Source organism: Streptomyces sp. NPDC004752, from assembly GCF_053601275.1.
The window spans coordinates 1-20,583 of the sequence record NZ_JBSGBN010000122.1; the positions used below are offsets into that span (position 1 = coordinate 1).

Genomic DNA, 20,583 nt, shown 5'->3' on the forward strand with positions numbered 1-20,583 from the left:
GGCGGGCCTGCACATCCTGGAGGTCAACCGGCCCGACCGGGCCGAACGCCGCCGCATCGGCAAGTCCGACCCCATCGACGCCTACGCCGCCGCCCGCGCCGCCCTGTCCGGACGCGCCTCCGGCGCACCCAAGGACGACACCGTCGCCGGCATACGCACCCTGCACAACGCCGCCCGCTCCGCCGTCAAGGCCCGCACCGCCGCCCTGAACCAGATCGGCCACCTCCTCATCACCGCCCCCGACACCATCCGCACCAAGTACGGCCGGCTCAAAGGAACAGACCGCACCGACACCCTGGCCCGGCTGCGGCCCTCCGGGGACGCCGTCCACACCGCGGTCCTCACCGCGCTCAGAAGCCTCGCCCGACGGGTCAAAGAGCTGACCGCCGGGCACGAGGCACTCACGCGGGCCCTGGACGAGGAGGTCACCGTCCACAACCCGGGCCTGCGGGCCCTCTACGGCGTCGGTCCCGACACCGCGGCCCAACTGCTGGTCACCGCAGGCGGCAACCGTGAGCGCATGCGGACCGAGGCTTCCTTCGCCGCTCTGTGCGGAGCCGCACCGGTCCCCGCCTCCAGCGGCCGCACCAACCGCCACCGCCTCTCACGCGGCGGCGACCGGCAGGCCAACGCAGCCCTCTACCGCATCGCCCTGGTCCGCATGTCCAGCACCTCCCGCACCCGCGACTACGTGGCACGCCAGACCGCCGCAGGCCGGACGAAGAAGGAGATCATCCGGCTGTTGAAACGGGCCATCGCCCGGGAGGTGTTCCGCTGCCTGACCACCACGGTCACCGCCCCCGGCATCGCCGACCTCAGACCCCTGCGGCAGTCCAAGAACATCACCGTCACCGCCGCAGCCCGGCACTTCGGACTCTGGCCGACCGCCATCTCCGCCCTCGAATGCGGGATCCGCCGAGACGACGACCTCGCCCACACCTACCGCAACTGGCTCCAAGCCGCTTGACAGGCAATAGGAGCATCAACGCCCCGCCCGAGGAGACGCCAGGCGGCCCTCGCGCGTTGCGCGTCAGGCGGCCCTCGCGCGTTCCCTCCCGGCCGGAATGGCGTCCACTGTCTCGGTCACGGACCGCGGCGTGCGCGATGTCCACGGCGGCCGCGGCGCGCCGTCCAACTGTCCGGCGGTCCGGGCCTCGTACCCCGTGCGCTGACGCCTCGCCTCGCGCGCCGCCACCGCGTCCTGCCGAGGTGCCGCGACCACGCCGTGCAGGGGCGCGTGCGCACGAGCCCGACGTACGTCCCGAGAGCAGCGCCGAGCAGCACATCCCGCACCACCGCAGTGGGCCCGGCCGTCGCGTACGCGTTCGCCGCGTTCGTCGCGTACGCCGTCGCCGCCGACAGCCTGTATCGCAGCCGGAATTGGGCCCCGGCCGCACCGCCCGCGCCGGGGACGCCGGGGACGTGCTCCTCGCGGCCCGGGACGGTCATCGCCCGTGACGGCCACGACCCCGCGGATCAGGTGGACATCAGGTGAAGTAGACGCCGCCGAGTACGACGGCGATCGCCGCCAGCGCGAACAGCGGGATCCACAGCAGCAGTCGGCCCAGGCGGGGGGTCGGTTCGTAGCGCGGGCCCTGGGGGGTCTCGGGCGTGCTCACCGGTCCGTCACCACCGCGGCCTGCGGGCGGATCGGCAGTCGGTTGACCGGGCGGCCGGTCGCGGCCCGCACGGCGGAGGCGATGGCCGCCGGGGAGGTGACGACCGGGACGGCGCTGACCGACTTGGCGCCGAACGGGGCGACCACGTCCCGCTCCTCGACCAGCTTGACGATCCTGATGTCCGGTGTGTCCAGAGCGGTCGGCAGCGCGTAACCGGTCAGGTCGGGGTGGCGGACCAGGCCGCGCGGCGTGCGCAGGTTCTCGGTGAGCGCGATGCCGACGCCCTGGGTGACGCCCGCCTCGATCCGGGCGATGAGCTGCGCCGGGTTGAGCACCCGGCCCACGTCCTGGGCGACGGCCAGCTCCACGACCCGCACCGAGCCGAGTTCGATGTCGACGTCCACCACCGCGCGCACGGCGCAGAAGGCGAGGCCCACGAAGGCGTCGCCCTGCCCGGTGGCGTCCAGCGGCTCGGTGGGGTGCGGACGGCACTGGGCGGTGGCCCACAGCTCCTTGCCGTCCATCGCCTCGGTGACGGTGGTCGACAGCACGCCGTCGTACGAGGTGATCTTGCCGTCGGTGATCTGGAGCAGCTCGGTCGACATCCCGAACTTGTGCGCCAGGGGCTGCAGGAGCTGGGTGCGGACCATCTTCGCGGCCCGTTCCACCGCGCCGCCGGAGACCCAGGTGTGCCGGCCGCGGCAGCCCGCGCCCGCCGGGGGCTGGTCGGTGTCGACGGGCGCCACGTGGACCTCGTCGATGCCGAGGGTCTCCTGGACGATCTGCCGGGCGAGCGTGGTGAAGCCCTGGCCGGTCTCCACCGCCCCGCACAGCACGGTCGCGACCCCGTCCTGGACCTTGACGGTCGCCGTGGAGACCTCGTCGGCGCCCTCCGCGCCGAGCATGTGCACCATGCCCAGGCCGTAGCCGACGCCCCGGCGCACCGCGCCCGGCTCGCCGGCGCCCTCCTGACCGCCGGGCAGCAGCCAGTCCTCCTCGGGGGTGTCCTTGGGGAGCGCGGGGAGCGGGAAGTCCCGTACGGCCTCAAGGAGTTCGGCGACCGGTGCCGGGCAGGTCACCGTCTGGCCGATGGGCAGCACGTCACCGGTGGCGAGCGCGTTGCGCAGGCGCAGTTCCGCCGGGTCGAGGCCGAGCTTCTTGGCGAGCTTGTCCATCTGCGCCTCGTAGGCGGCGCACACCTGCATCGCGCCCTCGCCGCGTACATGGCCGGAGGGCGGGTTGTTGGTGCGCACGGCCCAGCCCTCGATGAAGGCGTTCGGTACGACGTAGGGGCCGCAGGCGAAGGAGACGGCGGCGGCGAGCGCTTCGGAGGAGGTGTCGGCGTACGCGCCCGCGTCGAGCAGGACCTGCGCCTCGACCTTCACCAGCTTGCCCTCGGCGTCGGCATGGTGGCGGTAGCGCAGCAGCGTGGGGTGCCGGTGGGCGTGGCCCAGGAAGGACTCCTCACGGGTCGCCGTCAGCTTCACCGGGCAGCCCGTCTTCAGGGCGAGCAGACCGAGCGGGAGCTGGAAGCCCTGGTCCTCGCGGTCGGCGGTGGCCCCGGGGACGCCGGTGACGACGATCTTCACCCGGTCCGGGGACAGGCCGTAGCAGGCCGCGGCGGTGTTGCGGTCGGTGTGCGGGTCGGTGGAGGCCAGGTACAGCTCGACGCCGCCGTCGGGGCGGGGCACCGCGAGGCCCGCCTCGGCGCCGATGGGCGCGGGGTCCTGGCGGCCGATGCGGTACTGGCCCTCGATGACGACCTCACCGGCCGCGTCCGGATCGCCGTGGCGCAGCGGGATATGGCGGATCAAGTTGCCGTCGGGGTGCAGGGGTTCGGCCTCGAACGCCTGCTCGGGGTCGGTGACCGGGTCGAGCGTCTCGTACTCGACGATGACGGCGGCGGCGGCCATCCGTGCGGTGTCCGGGTGGTCGGCGGCGACGGCCGCGATGGGTTCGCCGTGGTGCCGTACGACTTCGGAGGCGAACACCGGACGGTCGGGCGTGCCCCGGCCGTGGCGCGGGGTGCCGGGCACGTCCTCGTGGGTGATGACGGCCCGTACGCCGGGCATCTCGCGCGCGTGGGAGGTGTCGACGGAGACGATGCGGGCGTGCGGGTGCGGGGAGCGCAGCACGGCCGCCCACAGCAGGCCCTCGGCCCACAGGTCGGCCGCGTACGGGAAGGTGCCCTCGGTCTTGGCGCGGGCGTCGGCCGGCGGCAGGGACACGCCGAGGCCGTGCGGCAGTTGTTCGGGGGCGTCGGCGGCCTCCGGGACCGTGGTCGCGATGCCGGCTTCGTTGCTCACGCCTGGCCTCCGTCCTGGCCGTAGGACTGGTCGTGCGGTCCCGGCGAACGGTGTGCCTCGAACACCGAGGGGTGGACGCCGCCGGCGCCCGGGCCCGCCTGGTGCGGGATGCGTGCCTCGTCCGCGTCCGGCTCGGCGTCCGCCGCGCTGTGCGCCTCGCGTTCGGCGACGACCTCCTTGACGGCGTCCAGGACGCCCCGGTAGCCGGAGCAGCGGCACAGGTTGCCGCACAGGGCCTGACGCGTCTCCAGTTCGGTGGGCGCCGGGTTGCCCTCCAGCAGGTCGTGCACGGTCATCGCCATGCCGGGGACGCAGAATCCGCACTGCACGGCACCGCGCCCGGCGAGCGCCCGCTGTACGTCGGAGGGCTGACCGTCGGCGGCCAGGCCCTCGACCGTGCGGACCTCGCTGCCTGCCGATGTGACCGCGGGCACCAGGCAGGAGGCGACGAGACGCCCGTCCACCTGGACGTTGCAGGCGCCGCACTCGCCCTGCGAGCAGCCGTCCTTGGCGCCGGCGAGCCCGAGCCGCTCACGCAGCACGTACAGCAGCGACTCGCCGATCCAGGCGTCGGTGACGGGACGGTCGGTGCCGTTGACGCGCAGCACGTACGAGGCGAGGGGGTGGTCGTCGTGCGGGGGCGGCGGGCCGTCCGGGGTCTCCTCGGCCGAGACGGCGGGGCCGTCGGCCGTGGTGGGCGGCTGCGCGCCTTCCGGACCGGTCACGGTGTCGTCGGTCGCCTCGGCCCCTGCCGAGGGCTCAGCGGCCCCTTCAGGGCCCTCCTCGGCACCGTCGGCGATCCCGGTCGGCTCGGCCGTCTCGGGGCCCGCGGCGGTCCCGGTCGGCCTGTGGGTGACGGACGCGGTCTCGTGGGTGACCGGCGCGTCGGCCTCGGAAAGGGGCTCAGGGGCGGCGAGTTCGGCCGGAGCGCCCTGGTCGGAGCCGGACGCGGCGTCCACGCCGGGGGCGCCCGGAGCGGCGGGGGCGGTGCCGGGTGCGGCCGCCGGGGCCGCCGCTGCCGACGGGGTGTGGTCTGTTGGGCCGTGGCCCGTGGGGGTGTGGCCCGGGGGAGCGTGGCCTGTTGGGCCGTCAGCGGCCGGGACCGCGGTGTCAGGTCCGGCGGGAGCGTCCCGGTGGGTCCCGGGGGGCGCGAACCGCTCCGGAGCGGCCTGGGGCGCGTTCCCGGTCGGCTGCTCGTCCACGTGCGGGGGCGCGGCCGACGGCCCGGCCGGTGCCGCCTGCTGTGCCCAGGGGTGTCCGACGGCCTCCGTCGCCCAGGGCGCGGGGGCGCCGCCGGGGAGGGTGGCCGGCGGTGTGCCGCCCCACTGCTCGACGAGGGAAGACGCAGTGAACTCGCCCGATTCGTCCGGAAGGTCACCCCCGGCGACGGGGATGGACCACTGCCCGGTCACATCCTGGCCGGGGGCGGGCGCCACCGGCTCCTCGTAGGTCCACTGCTGGGTGGCCGCCGGGTGGTACGTGAACCGGTCGCCCGCGCCCGGCTCCTGGGGCACGGCGTTCGGGTCGGGCCACTGCGTGCCGTCGGCCGGCACCGACCAGCCGCCGGTGGCCGCCGGGTCGGTGTCGGCGTCCCCGGCGGGGGCCGCCGACAGCTGCGGTGGCACATAGCCGTGGCCCGGCGCGGCGAGCGGGCTGTCCGACGCCAGGAGAGCGTCGATGCCGCCCTCGGGGAGCTTCACGAAGGCGGTGGCGCCGTCGTCGTAGTCGCCTTGGGGCAGCGGATCCCAGCGGCCGCCCTGCTGCGGCGGGTTCTCTCCGCGCTGGTCGTCGGTCACGACAGCGCCCTCCCCAGTGCTCGTCGGGCCAGCGTGGCGACGGTGCGCCGCAGGTGCAGTACGGCGGGCGGAAGCTGCGGTACGGAGCCGTCCTGCTCCGGGGCCGGGTCGGGGATGCAGGCCGCGGCGACGTACTCCCCGAAGGCGTGCAGCGCCTCGGGCACGATCGCCCGGTCGTTGTCCCAGTCGATGAGCCGGGCGACCCACTGCTCGGCCTCCAGGGGCCGGAGCGGCATCGGCGCTATGGCTCCCACGGCGCACCGCACTCCGCGCCGGGCGGGGTCGAGGACGACCGCCACGGAGGCGGCGGCCCGGCCCGGCCCCGTGCGTCCGGTCGCCTTCAGGAAGACCTGCGGGGCGTGCAGCAGCGGCACGCGCACGTAGCCGATGAGTTCGCCGGCGCCGAGCATCTCCACGCCCGCGAGCAGATGCGACACCGGGAGTTCGCGGCGGCCACCCTGGGGGCCCGCGATGACCAGCGTCGCCTCCAGGGCGGCGAGGACCGGCAGCGCGTCGCCCGTGGGGGCGGCCGAGGCGATGTTGCCGCCCAGGGTGCCCGCGTTGCGGATGTGCGGCGGGCCGGCGGCGCGCGCGGCGGCGGCGAGCGCCGGGATCAGGGCCGCGAAGTCCGGGCGGCCCATGCGCGCGTGCGTGAGGCCGGCGCCGAGGAGCGCGTGACCGTCCTGGTACTGCCAGCCGCGGATCTCGCTGATCCGACCGAGGCCCACCAGGGCGGCGGGCCTGAGCTGTCCGGAGTTGACGGCGGCCATCAGGTCGGTGCCGCCCGCCACGGGAACGGCGGCCGGCATGGCGGCGAGCGCCGCCACGGCCTCGTCCAGCGTCGTGGGCAGCGTGACGGCCTGCGCCGCCTGCGGTGCGTGCGTGGTCAAACCGACTGCCCCTTTCCCGCTGCCCCACCTGGTCCCACCTGTGTTGCCGTACGGTACGTGCTGACAGGGCGGACGTGGCAACTCTGGCACATCTTCGCAAGACCCGAACGCGGGGGTCCGCTAGGAGGCATTCGCCCGCCTCGCTGGGGAGATGGCCTGTTTTCACCCGCCGTCACCGGTGCGGGACGAATGGCACTCTTCGTTGACCCCTGGGTTCTTTTTCCAGCGTGTGTTCGAGCCCGCGGACGGGGCGGGCGACCCACCAGGGGCCGCCGGTCGTACGGCGACGACGGCCGACCGTACGACGGCAGCGGTGGCGGGTCTTACGACGACAACAGCCGGTCGCGCCAGGTGGCGACCGGCCGTTCCAGGGGTCTACCGCTTCGGCGGTGGTCCGTCGATGGGCCGGCCCGGCACGCCGGGGCGGCGCTGCCACGGTCGGGGCCCGGACGGCGGCCGGTAGTCGACGCCCAGGGCGTCGAGTCGCCGGTAGTGGGCGGCCATTCGACGCTCGAAACCGGCGAAGTCCCGCTCCGCCGGGGCGGGCAGGCGACTCCAGGCCACTTCGGCGAACGCGGCCAGCCTGGGGAACGCCTGATAGTCCACGCGCGCGTGGTTCTCCATCACCTCTGTCCACAGGTTGGCCTGGGTGCCCAGCACATGGCCGGCCTGCCGCGCGTCCAACTCCGGGGGAACGGGCTCGAAACGGTAGACGTCCTCCAGGGTGCGAACGAAGCCGATCGGTACCGGTTCGTCCGGGCCGGCGGCCTGCCGGTGGTCGAGGTAGACGTGCTGTTCGGGGCACATGACGACGTCGTGACCGGCGCGCGCGGCGGCGATCCCGCCCTGGTAGCCGCGCCAGGACGCGACGGCCGCGCCCTCGGCGAGCCCGCCCTCCAGGATCTCGTCCCAGCCGATGAGCCGGCGCCCGCGCGCGGTGAGCCAGCGGTCGAAGTGCCGGATGAACCAGGACTGCAACGCGTCCTCGTCGGCCAGCCCGAGTTCCTTGATGCGGGCCTGCGCGGCGGGCGACCGCCGCCACTGGTCCTTGGGGCATTCGTCGCCGCCGACGTGAATGAACGACGAGAACGCCGAGAACGCCGAGAACTCAGCGGCGCCCACGGCATCCACGGCGTCCGCGGGGAAAAGTTCCAGCAGTTCCTCGAACACCCCCTCGTAGAACCGCAGGGTGTTGTCAGTGGGGGCGAGTACGTTCGGAGAGACCCCCCAGGTGTCCCGGACGGAGAGGGCGGTGGTGTCGATGACGTCGGTGTTGCCGAGTTCCGGATACGCGGCGATGGCGGCCTGCGAGTGGCCCGGTACGTCGATTTCCGGGACGACGGCGATATGCCGCTCGGCGGCGTAGGCCACGATCTCCCGGATGTCGTCCTGGGTGTAGTGGCCACCGTGTGGCTTCTCCTCCCACAGCGGTGAGGCACGGTGACCGAATTTCGTCCGTGCCCGCCAGGATCCGGTCTCGGTCAGCTTCGGGTATCGCTTGATCTCCACCCGCCATCCCTGGTCGTCCGTCAGATGGAAGTGGAAGACGTTCAGTTTGTGCGCGGCCATCAGATCCAGATACCGAAGGACGCCTTCCTTGGGCGTGAAGTGCCGGGCCACGTCCAGCATGAGACCGCGCCAGCGGAACCGCGGGGTGTCCTCGACGAAGGTGACCGGCACGGCCCAGCGGCGGCCGGGGGCGAGCGGGGCACGCCGGAAGGCGTCGGGGCCGAGCAGTTGACGGAGCGTCTGCGCGCCCCAGAACACGCCGGCCGGACCGCCGCCGTGGAGGGTGACCGCGTCGCCGTCGACGTGCAGCGTGTAGCCCTCCGGCCCGAGCCGGGCGGCCTCCTCGGGCCGGATCCGCAGCCGGAGGGCCCCGCCGCCATCGCCGGATCCGGGCGGCAGCGTGAGCCCCGTTGCGGCCCCGAGCACGCCACGCAGCCAGCGGGCGGTGCCCTCGGTGCCGGGGCCGACGTCGATCACCGTGCTCGCGTAGAGCACGAAGCCGGCACCTGCGGCCGGATTCCCCACCGACAGGGGGGCCGGGATCAGTTCCGTCGTCGTCGAAGTCACGTCACTCCCCAACCGCTCCGCCCGGTCCGTGGACCAGCCGTCGCTGTACGAGTACGAAGAAGTTCAGCACCGGAATCGTCAACACCGTGGACGCCGCCATCACTCCGCCCCGGTCCAACTCATCCAACTCATCCGGCTCATGGAAGACCCGCGGCGCCATGGGCAGAGTGAACTGCGAAGTGTCCGAAGTGTCACTGATGTTGAAGGACTTGGCGAGCAGGAGGTCGCTCCAGGACGAGTTGAAGGAAAGCACGCTGGTGGCCCCAAGGCCTGGGAAGACGAGCACGAAAAGGATCTGCCACAGGAATCGCGCGCGGCTCGTCCCGTCGTTGTGCGCAGCCTCCCAACAGCGTCTCGGGCACCACCTCCGACAACGTTGTCCGGAAGCGGAAACGGAATCGTGTCACGGCACTCGCCGCGAGAAACGCGATCCGTGCCGAGACGATCACGGCACCGCTCCCCACAGCGAGGCCGCTGAGGAAGTGAACGGCCGAATTCCCGCTGCCCGAAGACCCGCCGGAAGGGGTCCGAAGACGGCATCAGGGTCCGCTGCCGGGGCGCATCCGACTCGGTCTCGCCGACCGGCCCGAAGGCGCTCGGCACCATCCAGTACCGCGGGAAGGCGACCACCGAGGGGTCGACGAACGCCGTCGCCTCGCCCACCGCGCGACCCGGGCGGCACGAAAAGTCGCGCACAAGATTCACGAGACTCACAGCTCCTCCCCAGACTCACAGCTGCTCCCCTGCCCGCAAGGCGATCGCAGGTACCCGGGCGTCACGGCGAGCAGGATCAGCGGCGTCACAACGCCGATCGCCGACCCCACGGACCCGTCGGCGCCGCTCCCTACCGACGCGTCAACACACGTCCGCATCCGCCCCGGCACGACAAAGGCCCCCGGGGCGCGCCACAGCGCACCCGGAGGCCACGCGGGGATCAGCCGGCGGAGCGCCGGTTACTTGCCGTCGCCCTCGTCACCGCCGCTGCCCATGGATTCGTAGATCTCCTTGCACATGGGGCACACGGGGTACTTCTTCGGATCGCGGCCCGGCACCCACACCTTGCCGCACAGCGCCACGACGGGGGTGCCGTCCAGGGCGCTCGCCATGATCTTGTCCTTCTGGACGTAATGGGCGAAGCGCTCGTGGTCACCGTCGCCGTGGGACACCTGTGGCGTCGGCTCTACGAGGGTCCCCGTACCAGTCCCGCGCTCGGGCTCAAGAGTGCTCATACCAGCCAGGGTACTGAAGCCCGCACGCATCAGTTGAGCGATGGGTCGTCCGGATACGTGGCCACCATCGCCAGTTCGCTGCGCTGACGGCGCAGCACCTCGCGCCACAGTCGCTCCGGGGCGGGCGAGGAGACGTCACCGGGCTCGGACTCCACGACGTACCAGGCACCCTCCACCAGCTCGTCCTCCAGCTGTCCGGGGCCCCAGCCGGCGTATCCGGCGAAGATCCGCAGGGAGCCGAGGGCCGAGGCGAGCAGCTCGGGCGGGGCCTCCAGGTCGACGAGGCCGATCGAGCCGTGCACCCGGCGCCAGCCCAGCGGGGCCCGATCGCCGGACGCTCCCCCGGGGATGACCGCGACACCGAGCGCCGAGTCCAGCGAGACCGGTCCGCCCTGGAAGACGACCCCGGGCTCGCCGGCGAGGGCGGCCCAGCCCTCCAGGATGTCACTCACGTCCACCGGGGTCGGGCGGTTCAGGACGACACCGAGGGAGCCCTCCTCGTCGTGGTCGAGGAGGAGCACCACCGCGCGGTCGAAGTTCGGGTCCGCCAGGGCGGGTGTTGCCACGAGCAACCGCCCTGTGAGCGAGGACACCTCGGTCATGGCAGACATGATCCCGCATCTTCCCGCCGAGTGGGGAGCAGGCGGGGAGGTAGGCGGGTGAATGCCACCGGGATGCGGCGGCGGGGCGAAGGCCGGGCCTGGTGAGGCCGCCTTCCGGAGCGACGCGAGAGACGCGCGGGGCCGACCGGCGCGCCCCGGCCGCCCCGTCGCGGCCGGTGACCCCATGTGCCCGTAAGGGAACGGTTCGTGTTGTGACAGAGCTATGACGCGGCTGGGTGCCCCTCGGGCTTACAGGAGGGGGGCTCACGGCGATTACTCTGTCTCCTCTGGCCCTGCCCCCTGCACGGAACGCGAGTTACATGACCGTCAACGACGATGTCCTCCTTGTCCACGGCGGAACCCCGCTGGAGGGCGAGATCCGTGTCCGCGGTGCGAAGAATCTCGTGCCGAAGGCCATGGTCGCCGCCTTGTTGGGCAGTGCGCCGAGCCGACTGGGCAACGTTCCGGACATCCGAGACGTCCGGGTCGTCCGCGGGCTGCTCCAGTTGCACGGGGTGACGGTGCGTCCGGGTGCCGAGCCCGGCGAGCTGGTGCTGGATCCGACGCATGTGGAGAGCGCGAACGTCGCTGACATCGATGCCCACGCGGGTTCCTCGCGCATCCCGATCCTGTTCTGCGGCCCGCTGCTGCACCGGCTGGGGCACGCGTTCATCCCGGGACTGGGCGGCTGCGACATCGGTGGTCGGCCCATCGACTTCCACTTCGACGTGCTGCGGCAGTTCGGCGCGGTCATCGAGAAACGCGCGGACGGCCAGTATCTGGAGGCGCCCAAGGGGCTGCGCGGCACGAAGATCCGGCTGCCGTACCCGTCCGTCGGTGCGACCGAGCAGGTGCTGCTGACGGCCGTACTCGCCGAAGGCGTCACGGAGTTGTCCAACGCGGCGGTCGAACCGGAGATCGAGGACCTGATCTGCGTCCTGCAGAAGATGGGCGCGATCATCGCGATGGACACCGACCGCACCATCCGCATCACCGGGGTGGAGAAGCTCGACGGCTACACCCACCGGGCGCTGCCGGACCGGCTGGAGGCCGCGTCCTGGGCGTCGGCGGCGCTCGCGACCGAGGGCAACATCTACGTCCGCGGCGCCCAGCAGCGCTCGATGATGACGTTCCTGAACACCTACCGGAAGGTGGGCGGCGCCTTCGAGATCGACGACGAGGGCATCCGCTTCTGGCACCCCGGCGGCCGGCTGAAGTCCATAGCGCTGGAGACGGACGTGCACCCGGGCTTCCAGACCGACTGGCAGCAGCCGCTCGTCGTGGCCCTCACCCAGGCGACGGGCCTGTCCATCATCCACGAGACGGTCTACGAGTCCCGGCTCGGCTTCACCTCCGCGCTGAACCAGATGGGCGCGCACATCCAGCTCTACCGCGAGTGCCTTGGCGGCTCCGACTGCCGTTTCGGGCAGCGCAACTTCCTGCACTCCGCGGTCGTCTCGGGCCCCACCCGCCTCCAGGGCGCCGATCTCGTCATCCCGGACCTGCGGGGCGGTTTCTCGTATCTGATCGCCGCGCTGGCCGCGCAGGGCACGTCCCGGGTGCACGGCATCGATCTGATCAACCGCGGCTACGAGAACTTCATGGAAAAGCTCGTGGAACTGGGCGCCAAGGTCGAGCTGCCCGGCAAGACGCTCGGCTGACGCCGCGAGCGGCCCGTACGACGAGACCCGTACGACGCCCCGTACGACGAGACCCGTACGACGAAAGGGGCGGCCGACCCGGTCCGGGTGGCCGCCCCTTTCGCGTCACTGCGTGCCGTGCGCCGTCCCGTGGCGCACGAACGGCAGGGTCACTTCCCCTTGGCCGACTCCTTGAGCTTGCTGCCCGCGGAGACCTTCACGCTGTAGCCGGCGGGGATGTTGATGGGCTCGCCGGTCTGCGGGTTACGGGCGGTGCGAGCGGCACGGTGGGTGCGCTCGAAGGTCAGGAAGCCGGGGATGGTGACCTTCTCGTCGCCCTTGGAGACGACGTCACCGACGACCTCGGCGAACGCGGCCAGAACGGCGTCGGCGTCCTTGCGGGTCACTTCGGCGCGGTCGGCCAGCGCGGCCACCAGCTCACTGCGATTCATGTTGTTACTCCCGTGTTCTTCTTACTGTTGGGGCGTGCCACGCGGCGGAGCCGCAGATCAGGCACAGCGAAGCCGATGCGCTCGCGCCCAGGGACGCATCCTGCCCCCACCTGCGGCGGGAAAGCCAATCCGGCACCCGTAGGAGTCGTGAGAACACCCTAGGGAGTCACACGAAAAGCGCCTGCTCGGCCGTCACCCTAGAGGGCGCCCGGTGCCAGGAGGTTCCGCGACGCGCCGGTACGGGGCCGCCGTGCCGATCGTCACTTCTGTGCACACTACGGTACGAGGCTCTGCGCCGCGCCTGCCGCCGCTCTGGCGGCGTCCCGCACCGCGCCGGCCACCGCGCCCGCGACCTTGTCGTTGAAGACGCTCGGCACGATGTAGTTCGGGTTCAGTTCGTCCTCGGTGACGACATCGGCCAGCGCCTGCGCCGCGGCCAGCATCATCTCCGTGTTGACGGTGTGGGACTGGGCGTCCAGCAGGCCGCGGAAGACGCCCGGGAAGACCAGCACGTTGTTGATCTGGTTCGGGAAGTCGGAGCGGCCGGTGGCCACAACCGCGGCCGTCTGACGGGCGATTGCCGGCTCGACCTCGGGGTCGGGGTTCGCGAGCGCGAACACGATCGCGCCGTCCGCCATGGCGGCCACGTCGTCGCCGTCGAGCACGTTCGGGGCGGAGACACCGATGAAGACGTCGGCGCCGCGGACCGCCTCCTTCAAGGTGCCGGTGAGGCCCTCGGGGTTGGTGTTGTCGGCGATCCAGCGCAGCGGCGAGTCGGTGGGCGCGGCCAGCAGGTCCGCGCGGCCGGCGTGCACGACGCCGTGGATGTCGGCGACGACGGCATTCTTGACGCCCGCCGCGAGCAGCAGCTTGAGGATGGCCGTGCCCGCCGCGCCGGCCCCGGACATGACGACGCGGACGTTCTCGATCGCCTTGCCCACCACGCGCATGGCGTTGGTCAGCGCCGCCAGGACGACGATCGCGGTGCCGTGCTGGTCGTCGTGGAAGACGGGGATGTCGAGGGCCTCGCGCAGCCGGGCCTCGATCTCGAAGCAGCGGGGCGCGGAGATGTCCTCCAGGTTGATGCCCGCGAAGCCGGGGGCGATCGCCTTGACGATCTCGACGATCTGGTCGGTGTCCTGGGTGTCGAGGCACAGCGGCCAGGCGTCGATGCCGGCGAACCGCTTGAACAGGGCCGCCTTGCCCTCCATGACCGGCAGCGCGGCCTTCGGGCCGATATTGCCGAGGCCCAGGACCGCGGAACCGTCCGTCACAACCGCAACCGAGTTGCGCTTGATGGTGAGCCGGCGGGCGTCCTCCGGGTTCTCGGCGATCGCCATGCAGACGCGGGCCACCCCGGGCGTGTAGACCATGGACAGGTCGTCACGGTTGCGGATGGGGTGCTTGGACTGCATCTCGATCTTGCCGCCGAGGTGCATGAGGAACGTACGGTCGGAGACCTTGCCGAGCGTGACGCCCTCGATGCCGCGCAGCTTCTCCACGATCTCGTCGGCGTGCCCGGTCGAGGTGGCCGCGATGGTGACGTCGATACGGAGCTTCTCGTGGCCGGACGCGGTGACGTCGAGGCCGGTCACCGAGCCTCCGGAGGACTCCACCGCGGTGGTGAGCTGCGAGACGGCGGTTCCGCTCGCGGGCACCTCCAGCCGGATGGTCATCGAGTAGGAGACGCTGGGCGCCGTTGCCATGGCCGACTTCCTCTGCTTTCACCGTGTCGCGAAGTTGTGCCGTCCGATCGTCGCACCTACCCCCGAGTACGTGGTAACCGCCCCGGATTGCGAACGTTTTGTTCATCAGTGCGCCGCGATTTCGGAAAACAACTTCCACCATACAAGAGGCGATCAGGCAGACGTTCAGACAGTCGATCAAGCAGTCGAGCGGGGGGTCGAGCGAGCGGTCGGTCCGGCAAGGAGAGAGGCCCACGTCCCAGGGGACATGGGCCTCTCCACCGTTCATGACACCGACCCGCCATGCTCGCCTCGCGGCAAGTGGTCGCTCGTAGCGACAAAGGTTGGGCCCGGGGGCTTGGATCGAGCCGGTGTCACACCCAGGCTAACAAACGGATCCCGCACGGCCATTCCCCTCCGGAGAGTTCACCGCGCGTTCAGTCCCGCAGGAGGTCCGGCACCCCGGCCGCGTCCGGCTCGTCCCGGTCCCCGGAGACGATCGTCAGCTGCTGGGTGGCGCGGGTCAACGCGACGTACAGCACCCGCAGGCCGGCCGGGCTCTCGTCGGCGATCTCGGCCGGGGAGACGACGACCGTCGCGTCGTACTCCAGGCCCTTGGCCTCCAGGCTGCCGAGCGCCACCACCCGGTCGCCGAGCCCGGCCAGCCAGCGCGCGGCCTCCGCGCGCCGGTTCATGGCGACGACGACGCCGACCGTGCCGTCGACGAGGCCGAGCAGCCGAGCGGCCTCCGCGCGCACGGTCTGCTCCAGGGAGTTCCGCACGACGGTGAAGCGCGGTGCGACCCCGGTGGACCGCACCGCGGCCGGGGACTCGGAGCCCGGCATCGCGAGGGCCAGCACCTTCGCCGCCAGGTCGGCGATCTCGGCCGGGTTGCGGTAGTTCACGGTGAGCCGGAAGCGCCGGCCGCGCGCGGAGCGGCCCGCCGCACCGTCCCCGCCGGGGCGCTGGTGCGAGCCGGGCGCGCGGGTGCCCAGGGCCTCGTCGCGGGCCTCGGCCGCCTCGTCCGGGTCGGACCAGGAGGACTGCGCCGGGTCGCCGACGACCGTCCAGCTCGCGTGCCGCCCGCGCCGGCCGACCATCCGCCACTGCATCGGCGTGAGGTCCTGCGCCTCGTCGACGATGACATGCGCGTACTCGGTGCGCTCCTGCGCGAGCCGCTCGGCCCGCTCGCGCTGCGACTCCTCACGCACCGGCATCAGCTCCTCCAGGCCGGTGAGGTGGTCCAGCGGGTCCAGTTCGCGCTTCTTGCGGGGGCGGGCCGGGGCGCCGAGGATCGCCTGAAGCTCGTCGAGCATCGCGATGTCGTGCACGGAGTGCCCGTCCCGTTTCAGGGAGCGGGCCACCTTGCGGACCTCGCCCGGGGTGAGGATGCGGCGGGCCCAGCGGCCGAGCCGACGCTCGTCGGCCATCGCGTCGAGGACGGCCTTCGGGGTCAGCTCGGGCCACCACGCCTCCAGGAAGGCGATGAAGGCGTCCTCGCTCGTGACGTCCTCGTCGAACGAGGAGCGCAGCTCGGCGGCCAGCTCCGGGTCGCCGTGCCGGGTGGCGGCGCCGGACCGCTCGTACAGGGCGTCCAGGAGCAGTCTGCGGGCGCGCGGGCGCAGCAGGTTCACGGGGGCGGTGCCGCCGAGCGCGGTGTGGCGGATCCGGTCCAGTTCGGGGGCCGTCAGCTCCAGCCGCCGCCCGAAGGCGACAACACGGAGCCGGTCCGGCGGGCCCGCAGGCGCCTGCGGGCGGGCGTCGCCGTCGTCATCGTCGTCCTCGCCGAGCATGAGCTGTCCGGCGTGTCCGGCATGTCCTGCGTGTTCGGTGCGTCCGGCGGACGGTCCCGTGTCATCGCCCGGCCGCAGCTCCAGCGCCCCGCGCGCCGCCTTCCGCAGCACCTTCAGCATCCGGTACGACCCCTTCGCCCGCGCCACCGACGGCGCGTCGTACAGCGTGGCCTCAGCGCCGTCGACGAGCGAACCGATCGCCCGGATGGCGACCTGGCCCTCCTCGCCGAGCGAGGGCAGCACGCCCTCGGTGTACGCCACCAGCAGCGGGGTCGGCGAGACGATCAGGATGCCGCCCGCGTACCGGCGCCGGTCCTGGTAGAGGAGGTAGGCGGCCCGGTGCAGCGCGACCGCCGTCTTGCCCGTGCCCGGCCCGCCCTCCACATAGGTCACCGAACCGGCGGGGGCACGGATGACCAGGTCCTGCTCGGCCTGGATGGAGGAGACGATGTCCCGCATGGTGTGGCCGCGGGCCTGGCCCAGCGCGGCCATCAGGGCGCCGTCGCCGATCACCGACAGCCGTCGGCCGTCCAGGAAGGCGGTCAGCTCGGGGCGCATGAGGTCGTCCTCGACGCCCAGCACCCGGCGTCCCTTGGAGCGGATGACGCGACGGCGCACGACCCGCCCCGGGTCGACGGGGGTGGAGCGGTAGAACGGGGCCGCCGCGGGTGCCCGCCAGTCGATGACCAGCGGCGCGTAGTCCTCGTCCAGCACGCCGATGCGTCCGATGTGCAGGGTCTCGGCGATGTGGGCGGTGTTGTCGGCGCACACCGCGCCCTCGGCGGGCTCGACGGCGGTGTACGCGCCGTCGGGGCCCTTCTTCCCGTCCTTGCCGAGGAGCAGGTCGATCCGGCCGAACAGAAAGTCCTCGAACTCGTTGTTCAGCCGATTGAGGTGGATGCCCGCCCGGAAGACCTGCGCGTCGCGCTCGGCGAGCGCGCCGGGCGTGCCGACCTGGCCGCGCCGGGCCGCGTCGTCCATGAGGAACTCGGCCTCGTGGATCTTCTCCTCAAGCCGCTGGTACACCTGGTCCAGGTGTTCCTGTTCGACGCTGATCTCTCGGTCCCGTTCGGAATCCTGGACCGAGCCGACGGCGGATTGCTGAGCCTGAGCGGCCACCGGGCCCCCTTCTGACGTGCTGGGCAGCCGTCAACCGTACGCGAAGGGGGCCCATGGAAGCTACGGCCCATCCGGCAGATCCCACCGGACGGACTCAATCATCGAGCCGGACAGGCTCACGCATCGACGCCGGACGGGCTCGATCGTCGACGCCGGACAGGCTCAGGCGTCGACCTGGACGAGTTTTTTGCCGCTGAAGGTCATGACCTCGAAGTGGTCGATCTCGCCCGGTTGCAGGGACGCCCCGCCACGGACGTAGAGGGGGTTCTTGGCCTCCTCGGTCTTGGCGTCCGGCAGGCCGTAGCCCCAGTTCGGCACGGACCAGGAGGTCACCGTCTCGCGCTCGCCGTTCTTGCCGACGGCGATCAGCGAGCACTTCTCCGGTCCGGCGACGTTCTTCAGCTGTAGGACGGTGTCCGTGCCCCAGAGCTTCTTCTCCACCGCGACGGTCGCGGTGACATGCGTCTTCGGGTCCGTCGCCGTGACCTTGTCCGACATGGTGGTGAACGCGGTCTGGGCGGCCGGCGCGGCCAGGGTGCCATTGCCGCCGTCCGAGCCGCCGGTCGCCGCCATCACGGTCAGCGGACCGCCGATGATCAGCGCGGCCGCGGCGGCGACCAGATAGAAGCCCCGCCGCCGCTTGCGGGCGCGACGCTCGGCGACCTCGTCGACCAGCTTCTCCGCGAGCCGCGGGCTGGGCTTGGCGGACAGCGACTCCCCGACCGCGGGCGTGCCGGCCCCCTGCAGGTCCGCTAGCGCGGCCAACATGGGCTCCATCCCCGCGAGTTCGTCGAGCTGCTGCGCACACCATTCGCACCCGGCGAGGTGGGCCTCAAAAGCGGTCGCCTCGGCGTCGTCGAGGATGCCGAGCGCGTAGGCGCCGACCGTCTCGTGCTCGTTGGACGCCGGGGTTCCCGGCCTGGGGCTCATGGGGCCAGACATACCCGGACCCCCCGTGCTGAATCCGTTGAGTCCCCCGTACCCACTCATCACGCCGTCACCCCCCGCTCCTCCAGTGCCAGCTTCATCGACCGCAGGGCGTAGAACACCCGCGAGCGGACCGTGCCGCTGGGTATCCCCAGGGTCTCGGCCGCCTCGTTGACGGTACGCCCCTTGAAGTACGTCTCGACGAGCACCTCCCGGTGGGCCGGGGTCAGGTCGTCGAGCGCATCAGACAGCGTCATCAGCCACAGCGCCTTGTCGATCTCGTCCTCCGCGGGGATGACCTCCAGCGGCGACGGATCGACCTCCTGCGGCCGGGCCTGCCGGCTGCGGTGGCCGTCGATGACGATGCGGCGCGCGACCGTCACCAGCCAGGGGCGTACCGATCCGGTCGCTCGATTGAGCTGACCGGCGTTCTTCCAGGCACGGATGAGCGTCTCCTGCACCACATCCTCGGCGCGCTGCCGGTCACCGGCGACCAGCCGAAGGACATAGGCAAGGAGAGGTCCCGCGTGCTCTCGATACAGCGCACGCATCAACTCCTCGTCGGGCTCCGAGGGCTGGGACATGCGATGTCGGGCCCTCGATCCACGTTCATTGGCCACGACGGAATCCTTGCGCACGCCCACCTCCGATGTCCGGGGGTTCCCCCAGTCGGTCGCTCGTCCACGGGTACGGATGCGGACTGCGGCATGTTCAAAGCGGGGTGCCGGTTTTCCTCGGAGTGCCCTGACGAGAGGGACATGCGCGCACATTCCCACCGCGTTTTCTTTACATTTCCGACACGGCGGCAGGAGGGTTGGCGGTGCCCGCGCCGCAGCGCGGACAAACGCCCTGTTACGCAAATCACTTCGCCAACTCGGCTGCGGGCGGGCGTGATTGAGGCGCAGAAGGCGCGTATCGGACGTGGGATGGTGTGGTGCGGTGCGGCGGTGTGGTGCGGTCCGGGTTCGGCGGTCCGGTGGGGTCCGGTCCAGTGCGGCGTGCGGTATGCGGTCCGGTGCGGTGCGGTCAGGTGCGAGCCAGCGCCGCCCGGCGACGGTGCCGGGCCACCCGTTCCCGGTTCCCGCAGACCTCGCTGGAACACCAGCGCCTGCGCCGCCCGCGGGACGTGTCCAGGTACACGATGGGGCAGTTGTCGCCCTCGCACTCCCGGACGGCCGCCCGCGCCACGGGGTCGGTGAGCAGTTCCACGGCGTCCCGCGCGAGGGCCGCGAGCAGCGCCGCGCACTCGGGCGGACCGGCCAGCTCCCGTACGAGGGCGCCGTCACCGCGACGCACCGCGCGCGGCACCGGGGGCGCGGCCTGCGCGACCGTGTTGACCCGGGCGAGCGCGAGATCGTACGGCCGCCCGTCCCCCTTGGCACCGTCCCGCACCAACTGGCCGATGTACCCGCGCAGTTCACGGAAGCCTGCCAGCCAGGAGGGGTCGGCGTGGGCCAGCGGGGTGCCGGGCGGGACGAGCCCGGAGCCGAGGATCCAGGCCCGCAGCGGCTCCACCGTAGGGAACCGTTCCTCCGGGTGGGCGGTCGCGAGGAGGTCCAGGCAGCTCCGTCCGGCGTGGAACCGCGGCTCGTAGGGGTCCGTACCCAGTGCCATGTGCCAATCACCGCCTAGGGCAGGGGAACCGTTCCCTCTCCCACAGTGCCTGCCCGCTCCCGCGCCCGAAACCCCTCGCACCGCCCGAGCCACGGTTCGGGCCGGGCCGGGCCGCACCGGGTGAACGGGAGTGGACGGGGTGGACGGGGGCGTATGCGGGCGCGCGTCTCGGCCATGGTCGCGGGTCGGCCGCGTGCGTTGACTGGCGACATGACAGCGAGCATCAGCACGGAGCCGCGGACCGGCGCGGGGGTGGTCCTGGGCGCGGCCACGGTCGCCACGGGTCTGGTCGCCGGCGTCTTCTACATCTTCGCGTGCGCGGTGATGCCGGCCCTGCGCCGCAGCGGGGACCGTGTCTTCGTGGAGGTCATGCGGAACATCAACGACGTGATCCAGAACCCGGTGTTCTTCCTGAGCTTCCTGGGGGCGCTCGTGCTGCCGGCGGTGTCGGCGTGGCAACTGCGGCACACCGCGGCCGGCCGCTGGGCCCGCGCGGGCCTGGCGGCCTACGCCCTCGCCTTCCTGATCACCGTCGCCTTCAACGTGCCTCTGAACGACGCCCTGGCGGCAACCGGCACCCCGGCCGCCCTGCGCGACCACTTCGAGGACCCATGGGTGGCGTGGAACGCCGTCCGCGCGCTGCTGTCGACGGCGGCGACGGCCTGCTTGACGCGTGCGCTCCTGCTGTACGGCCGCTCGCGCCGGAGGCCGGCCTGACCCGCCCGACCCGGGTAACCACCCTGCCCCGCCCGTCCCGCTTCATCCGGCCCGCTCATCCGGTCATCCGGCCCGCGTCATCCGGTCCGCTTCATCCGGCCCGCTCCATCGAGGCGCC

Annotated in this window: 17 protein-coding genes and 1 pseudogene; 4 read left to right on the forward strand and 14 right to left on the reverse strand. The window is 72.3% G+C overall.

Annotated features, from left to right (window positions below):
• Together ACWEKM_RS35955 and ACWEKM_RS35960 are read left to right on the forward strand one after the other, a co-directional pair.
• Positions 1-967 (forward strand): transposase (locus tag ACWEKM_RS35955; RefSeq protein ID WP_451625476.1); only part of this gene is annotated, 967 nt, incomplete at its 5' end.
• Positions 968-1,237: 270 nt separating this feature from the next.
• Positions 1,238-1,495, forward strand: a complete 258-nt coding sequence (locus tag ACWEKM_RS35960) for a hypothetical protein (protein WP_451625477.1) — start codon at positions 1,238-1,240, stop codon at positions 1,493-1,495.
• Here the strand turns inward: ACWEKM_RS35960 and ACWEKM_RS35965 are convergent.
• The 8 genes and pseudogenes from ACWEKM_RS35965 to ACWEKM_RS36000 all read right to left on the reverse strand — a co-directional run bounded on the left by ACWEKM_RS35965 (position 1,488) and on the right by ACWEKM_RS36000 (position 10,518).
• Positions 1,488-1,619, reverse strand: coding sequence for a hypothetical protein (locus ACWEKM_RS35965; protein ID WP_451625478.1), 132 nt, complete (start codon positions 1,617-1,619; stop codon positions 1,488-1,490). The genes ACWEKM_RS35960 and ACWEKM_RS35965 overlap by 8 nt on opposite strands.
• Positions 1,616-3,925, reverse strand: coding sequence for a xanthine dehydrogenase family protein molybdopterin-binding subunit (locus tag ACWEKM_RS35970; protein ID WP_451625479.1), 2,310 nt, complete (start codon positions 3,923-3,925; stop codon positions 1,616-1,618). The genes ACWEKM_RS35965 and ACWEKM_RS35970 overlap by 4 nt, the downstream gene beginning before the upstream one ends.
• Positions 3,922-5,721 carry a 2Fe-2S iron-sulfur cluster-binding protein gene (locus ACWEKM_RS35975; protein WP_451625480.1) on the reverse strand — a complete coding sequence of 600 codons (1,800 nt, stop codon included), beginning with the start codon at positions 5,719-5,721 and terminating at the stop codon, positions 3,922-3,924. Before ACWEKM_RS35975 ends, ACWEKM_RS35970 begins: the two co-directional genes overlap by 4 nt.
• Positions 5,718-6,611 carry an FAD binding domain-containing protein gene (locus tag ACWEKM_RS35980; protein ID WP_451625481.1) on the reverse strand — a complete coding sequence of 298 codons (894 nt, stop codon included), beginning with the start codon at positions 6,609-6,611 and terminating at the stop codon, positions 5,718-5,720. The genes ACWEKM_RS35975 and ACWEKM_RS35980 overlap by 4 nt, the downstream gene beginning before the upstream one ends.
• Positions 6,612-6,986: 375 nt before the next feature.
• Entirely contained in the window at positions 6,987-8,687 is a 1,701-nt protein-coding gene (locus ACWEKM_RS35985; RefSeq protein WP_451625482.1) for a beta-N-acetylhexosaminidase, read from the reverse strand.
• 1 nt (position 8,688) lies between these two features.
• Positions 8,689-9,392: pseudogene (locus ACWEKM_RS35990) on the reverse strand (ABC transporter permease subunit).
• 248 nt (positions 9,393-9,640) lie between these two features.
• A complete protein-coding gene (locus ACWEKM_RS35995; RefSeq protein ID WP_351736304.1) occupies positions 9,641-9,916 on the reverse strand; it encodes a DUF3039 domain-containing protein in 276 nt (91 codons plus the stop codon).
• Positions 9,917-9,945: 29 nt separating this feature from the next.
• Positions 9,946-10,518, reverse strand: a complete 573-nt coding sequence (locus tag ACWEKM_RS36000) for a YqgE/AlgH family protein (protein WP_451625497.1) — start codon at positions 10,516-10,518, stop codon at positions 9,946-9,948.
• A gap of 320 nt (positions 10,519-10,838) precedes the next feature.
• On the opposite strand from ACWEKM_RS36000, the gene murA reads away from it, so the two are divergent.
• Positions 10,839-12,179 carry a UDP-N-acetylglucosamine 1-carboxyvinyltransferase gene (murA, locus tag ACWEKM_RS36005; RefSeq protein WP_451625483.1) on the forward strand — a complete coding sequence of 447 codons (1,341 nt, stop codon included), beginning with the start codon at positions 10,839-10,841 and terminating at the stop codon, positions 12,177-12,179.
• A 149-nt stretch (positions 12,180-12,328) separates the two neighbouring features.
• Here murA and ACWEKM_RS36010 read toward each other — a convergent pair whose 3' ends face one another.
• From ACWEKM_RS36010 to ACWEKM_RS36035, 6 genes are all read right to left on the reverse strand, one after another.
• Complete coding sequence (locus ACWEKM_RS36010; protein ID WP_351736298.1) at positions 12,329-12,610, reverse strand: HU family DNA-binding protein; 282 nt, start codon at positions 12,608-12,610, stop codon at positions 12,329-12,331.
• A 275-nt stretch (positions 12,611-12,885) separates the two neighbouring features.
• Complete coding sequence (locus ACWEKM_RS36015) at positions 12,886-14,316, reverse strand: malic enzyme-like NAD(P)-binding protein (RefSeq protein ID WP_451625484.1); 1,431 nt, start codon at positions 14,314-14,316, stop codon at positions 12,886-12,888.
• 416 nt (positions 14,317-14,732) lie between these two features.
• Positions 14,733-17,207, reverse strand: coding sequence for a HelD family protein (locus ACWEKM_RS36020; protein WP_451625485.1), 2,475 nt, complete (start codon positions 17,205-17,207; stop codon positions 14,733-14,735).
• A 162-nt stretch (positions 17,208-17,369) separates the two neighbouring features.
• Positions 17,370-18,197, reverse strand: coding sequence for an anti-sigma factor family protein (locus ACWEKM_RS36025; protein WP_451625486.1), 828 nt, complete (start codon positions 18,195-18,197; stop codon positions 17,370-17,372).
• A complete protein-coding gene (locus tag ACWEKM_RS36030; RefSeq protein WP_010039908.1) occupies positions 18,197-18,718 on the reverse strand; it encodes a sigma-70 family RNA polymerase sigma factor in 522 nt (173 codons plus the stop codon). The genes ACWEKM_RS36025 and ACWEKM_RS36030 overlap by 1 nt, the downstream gene beginning before the upstream one ends.
• Before the next feature lie 442 nt (positions 18,719-19,160).
• Positions 19,161-19,748, reverse strand: coding sequence for a CGNR zinc finger domain-containing protein (locus ACWEKM_RS36035; protein ID WP_451625487.1), 588 nt, complete (start codon positions 19,746-19,748; stop codon positions 19,161-19,163).
• A gap of 210 nt (positions 19,749-19,958) precedes the next feature.
• On the opposite strand from ACWEKM_RS36035, the gene ACWEKM_RS36040 reads away from it, so the two are divergent.
• Positions 19,959-20,465, forward strand: a complete 507-nt coding sequence (locus tag ACWEKM_RS36040; protein ID WP_451625488.1) for an anthrone oxygenase family protein — start codon at positions 19,959-19,961, stop codon at positions 20,463-20,465.
• The last annotated feature ends 118 nt before the right edge of the window (positions 20,466-20,583 follow it).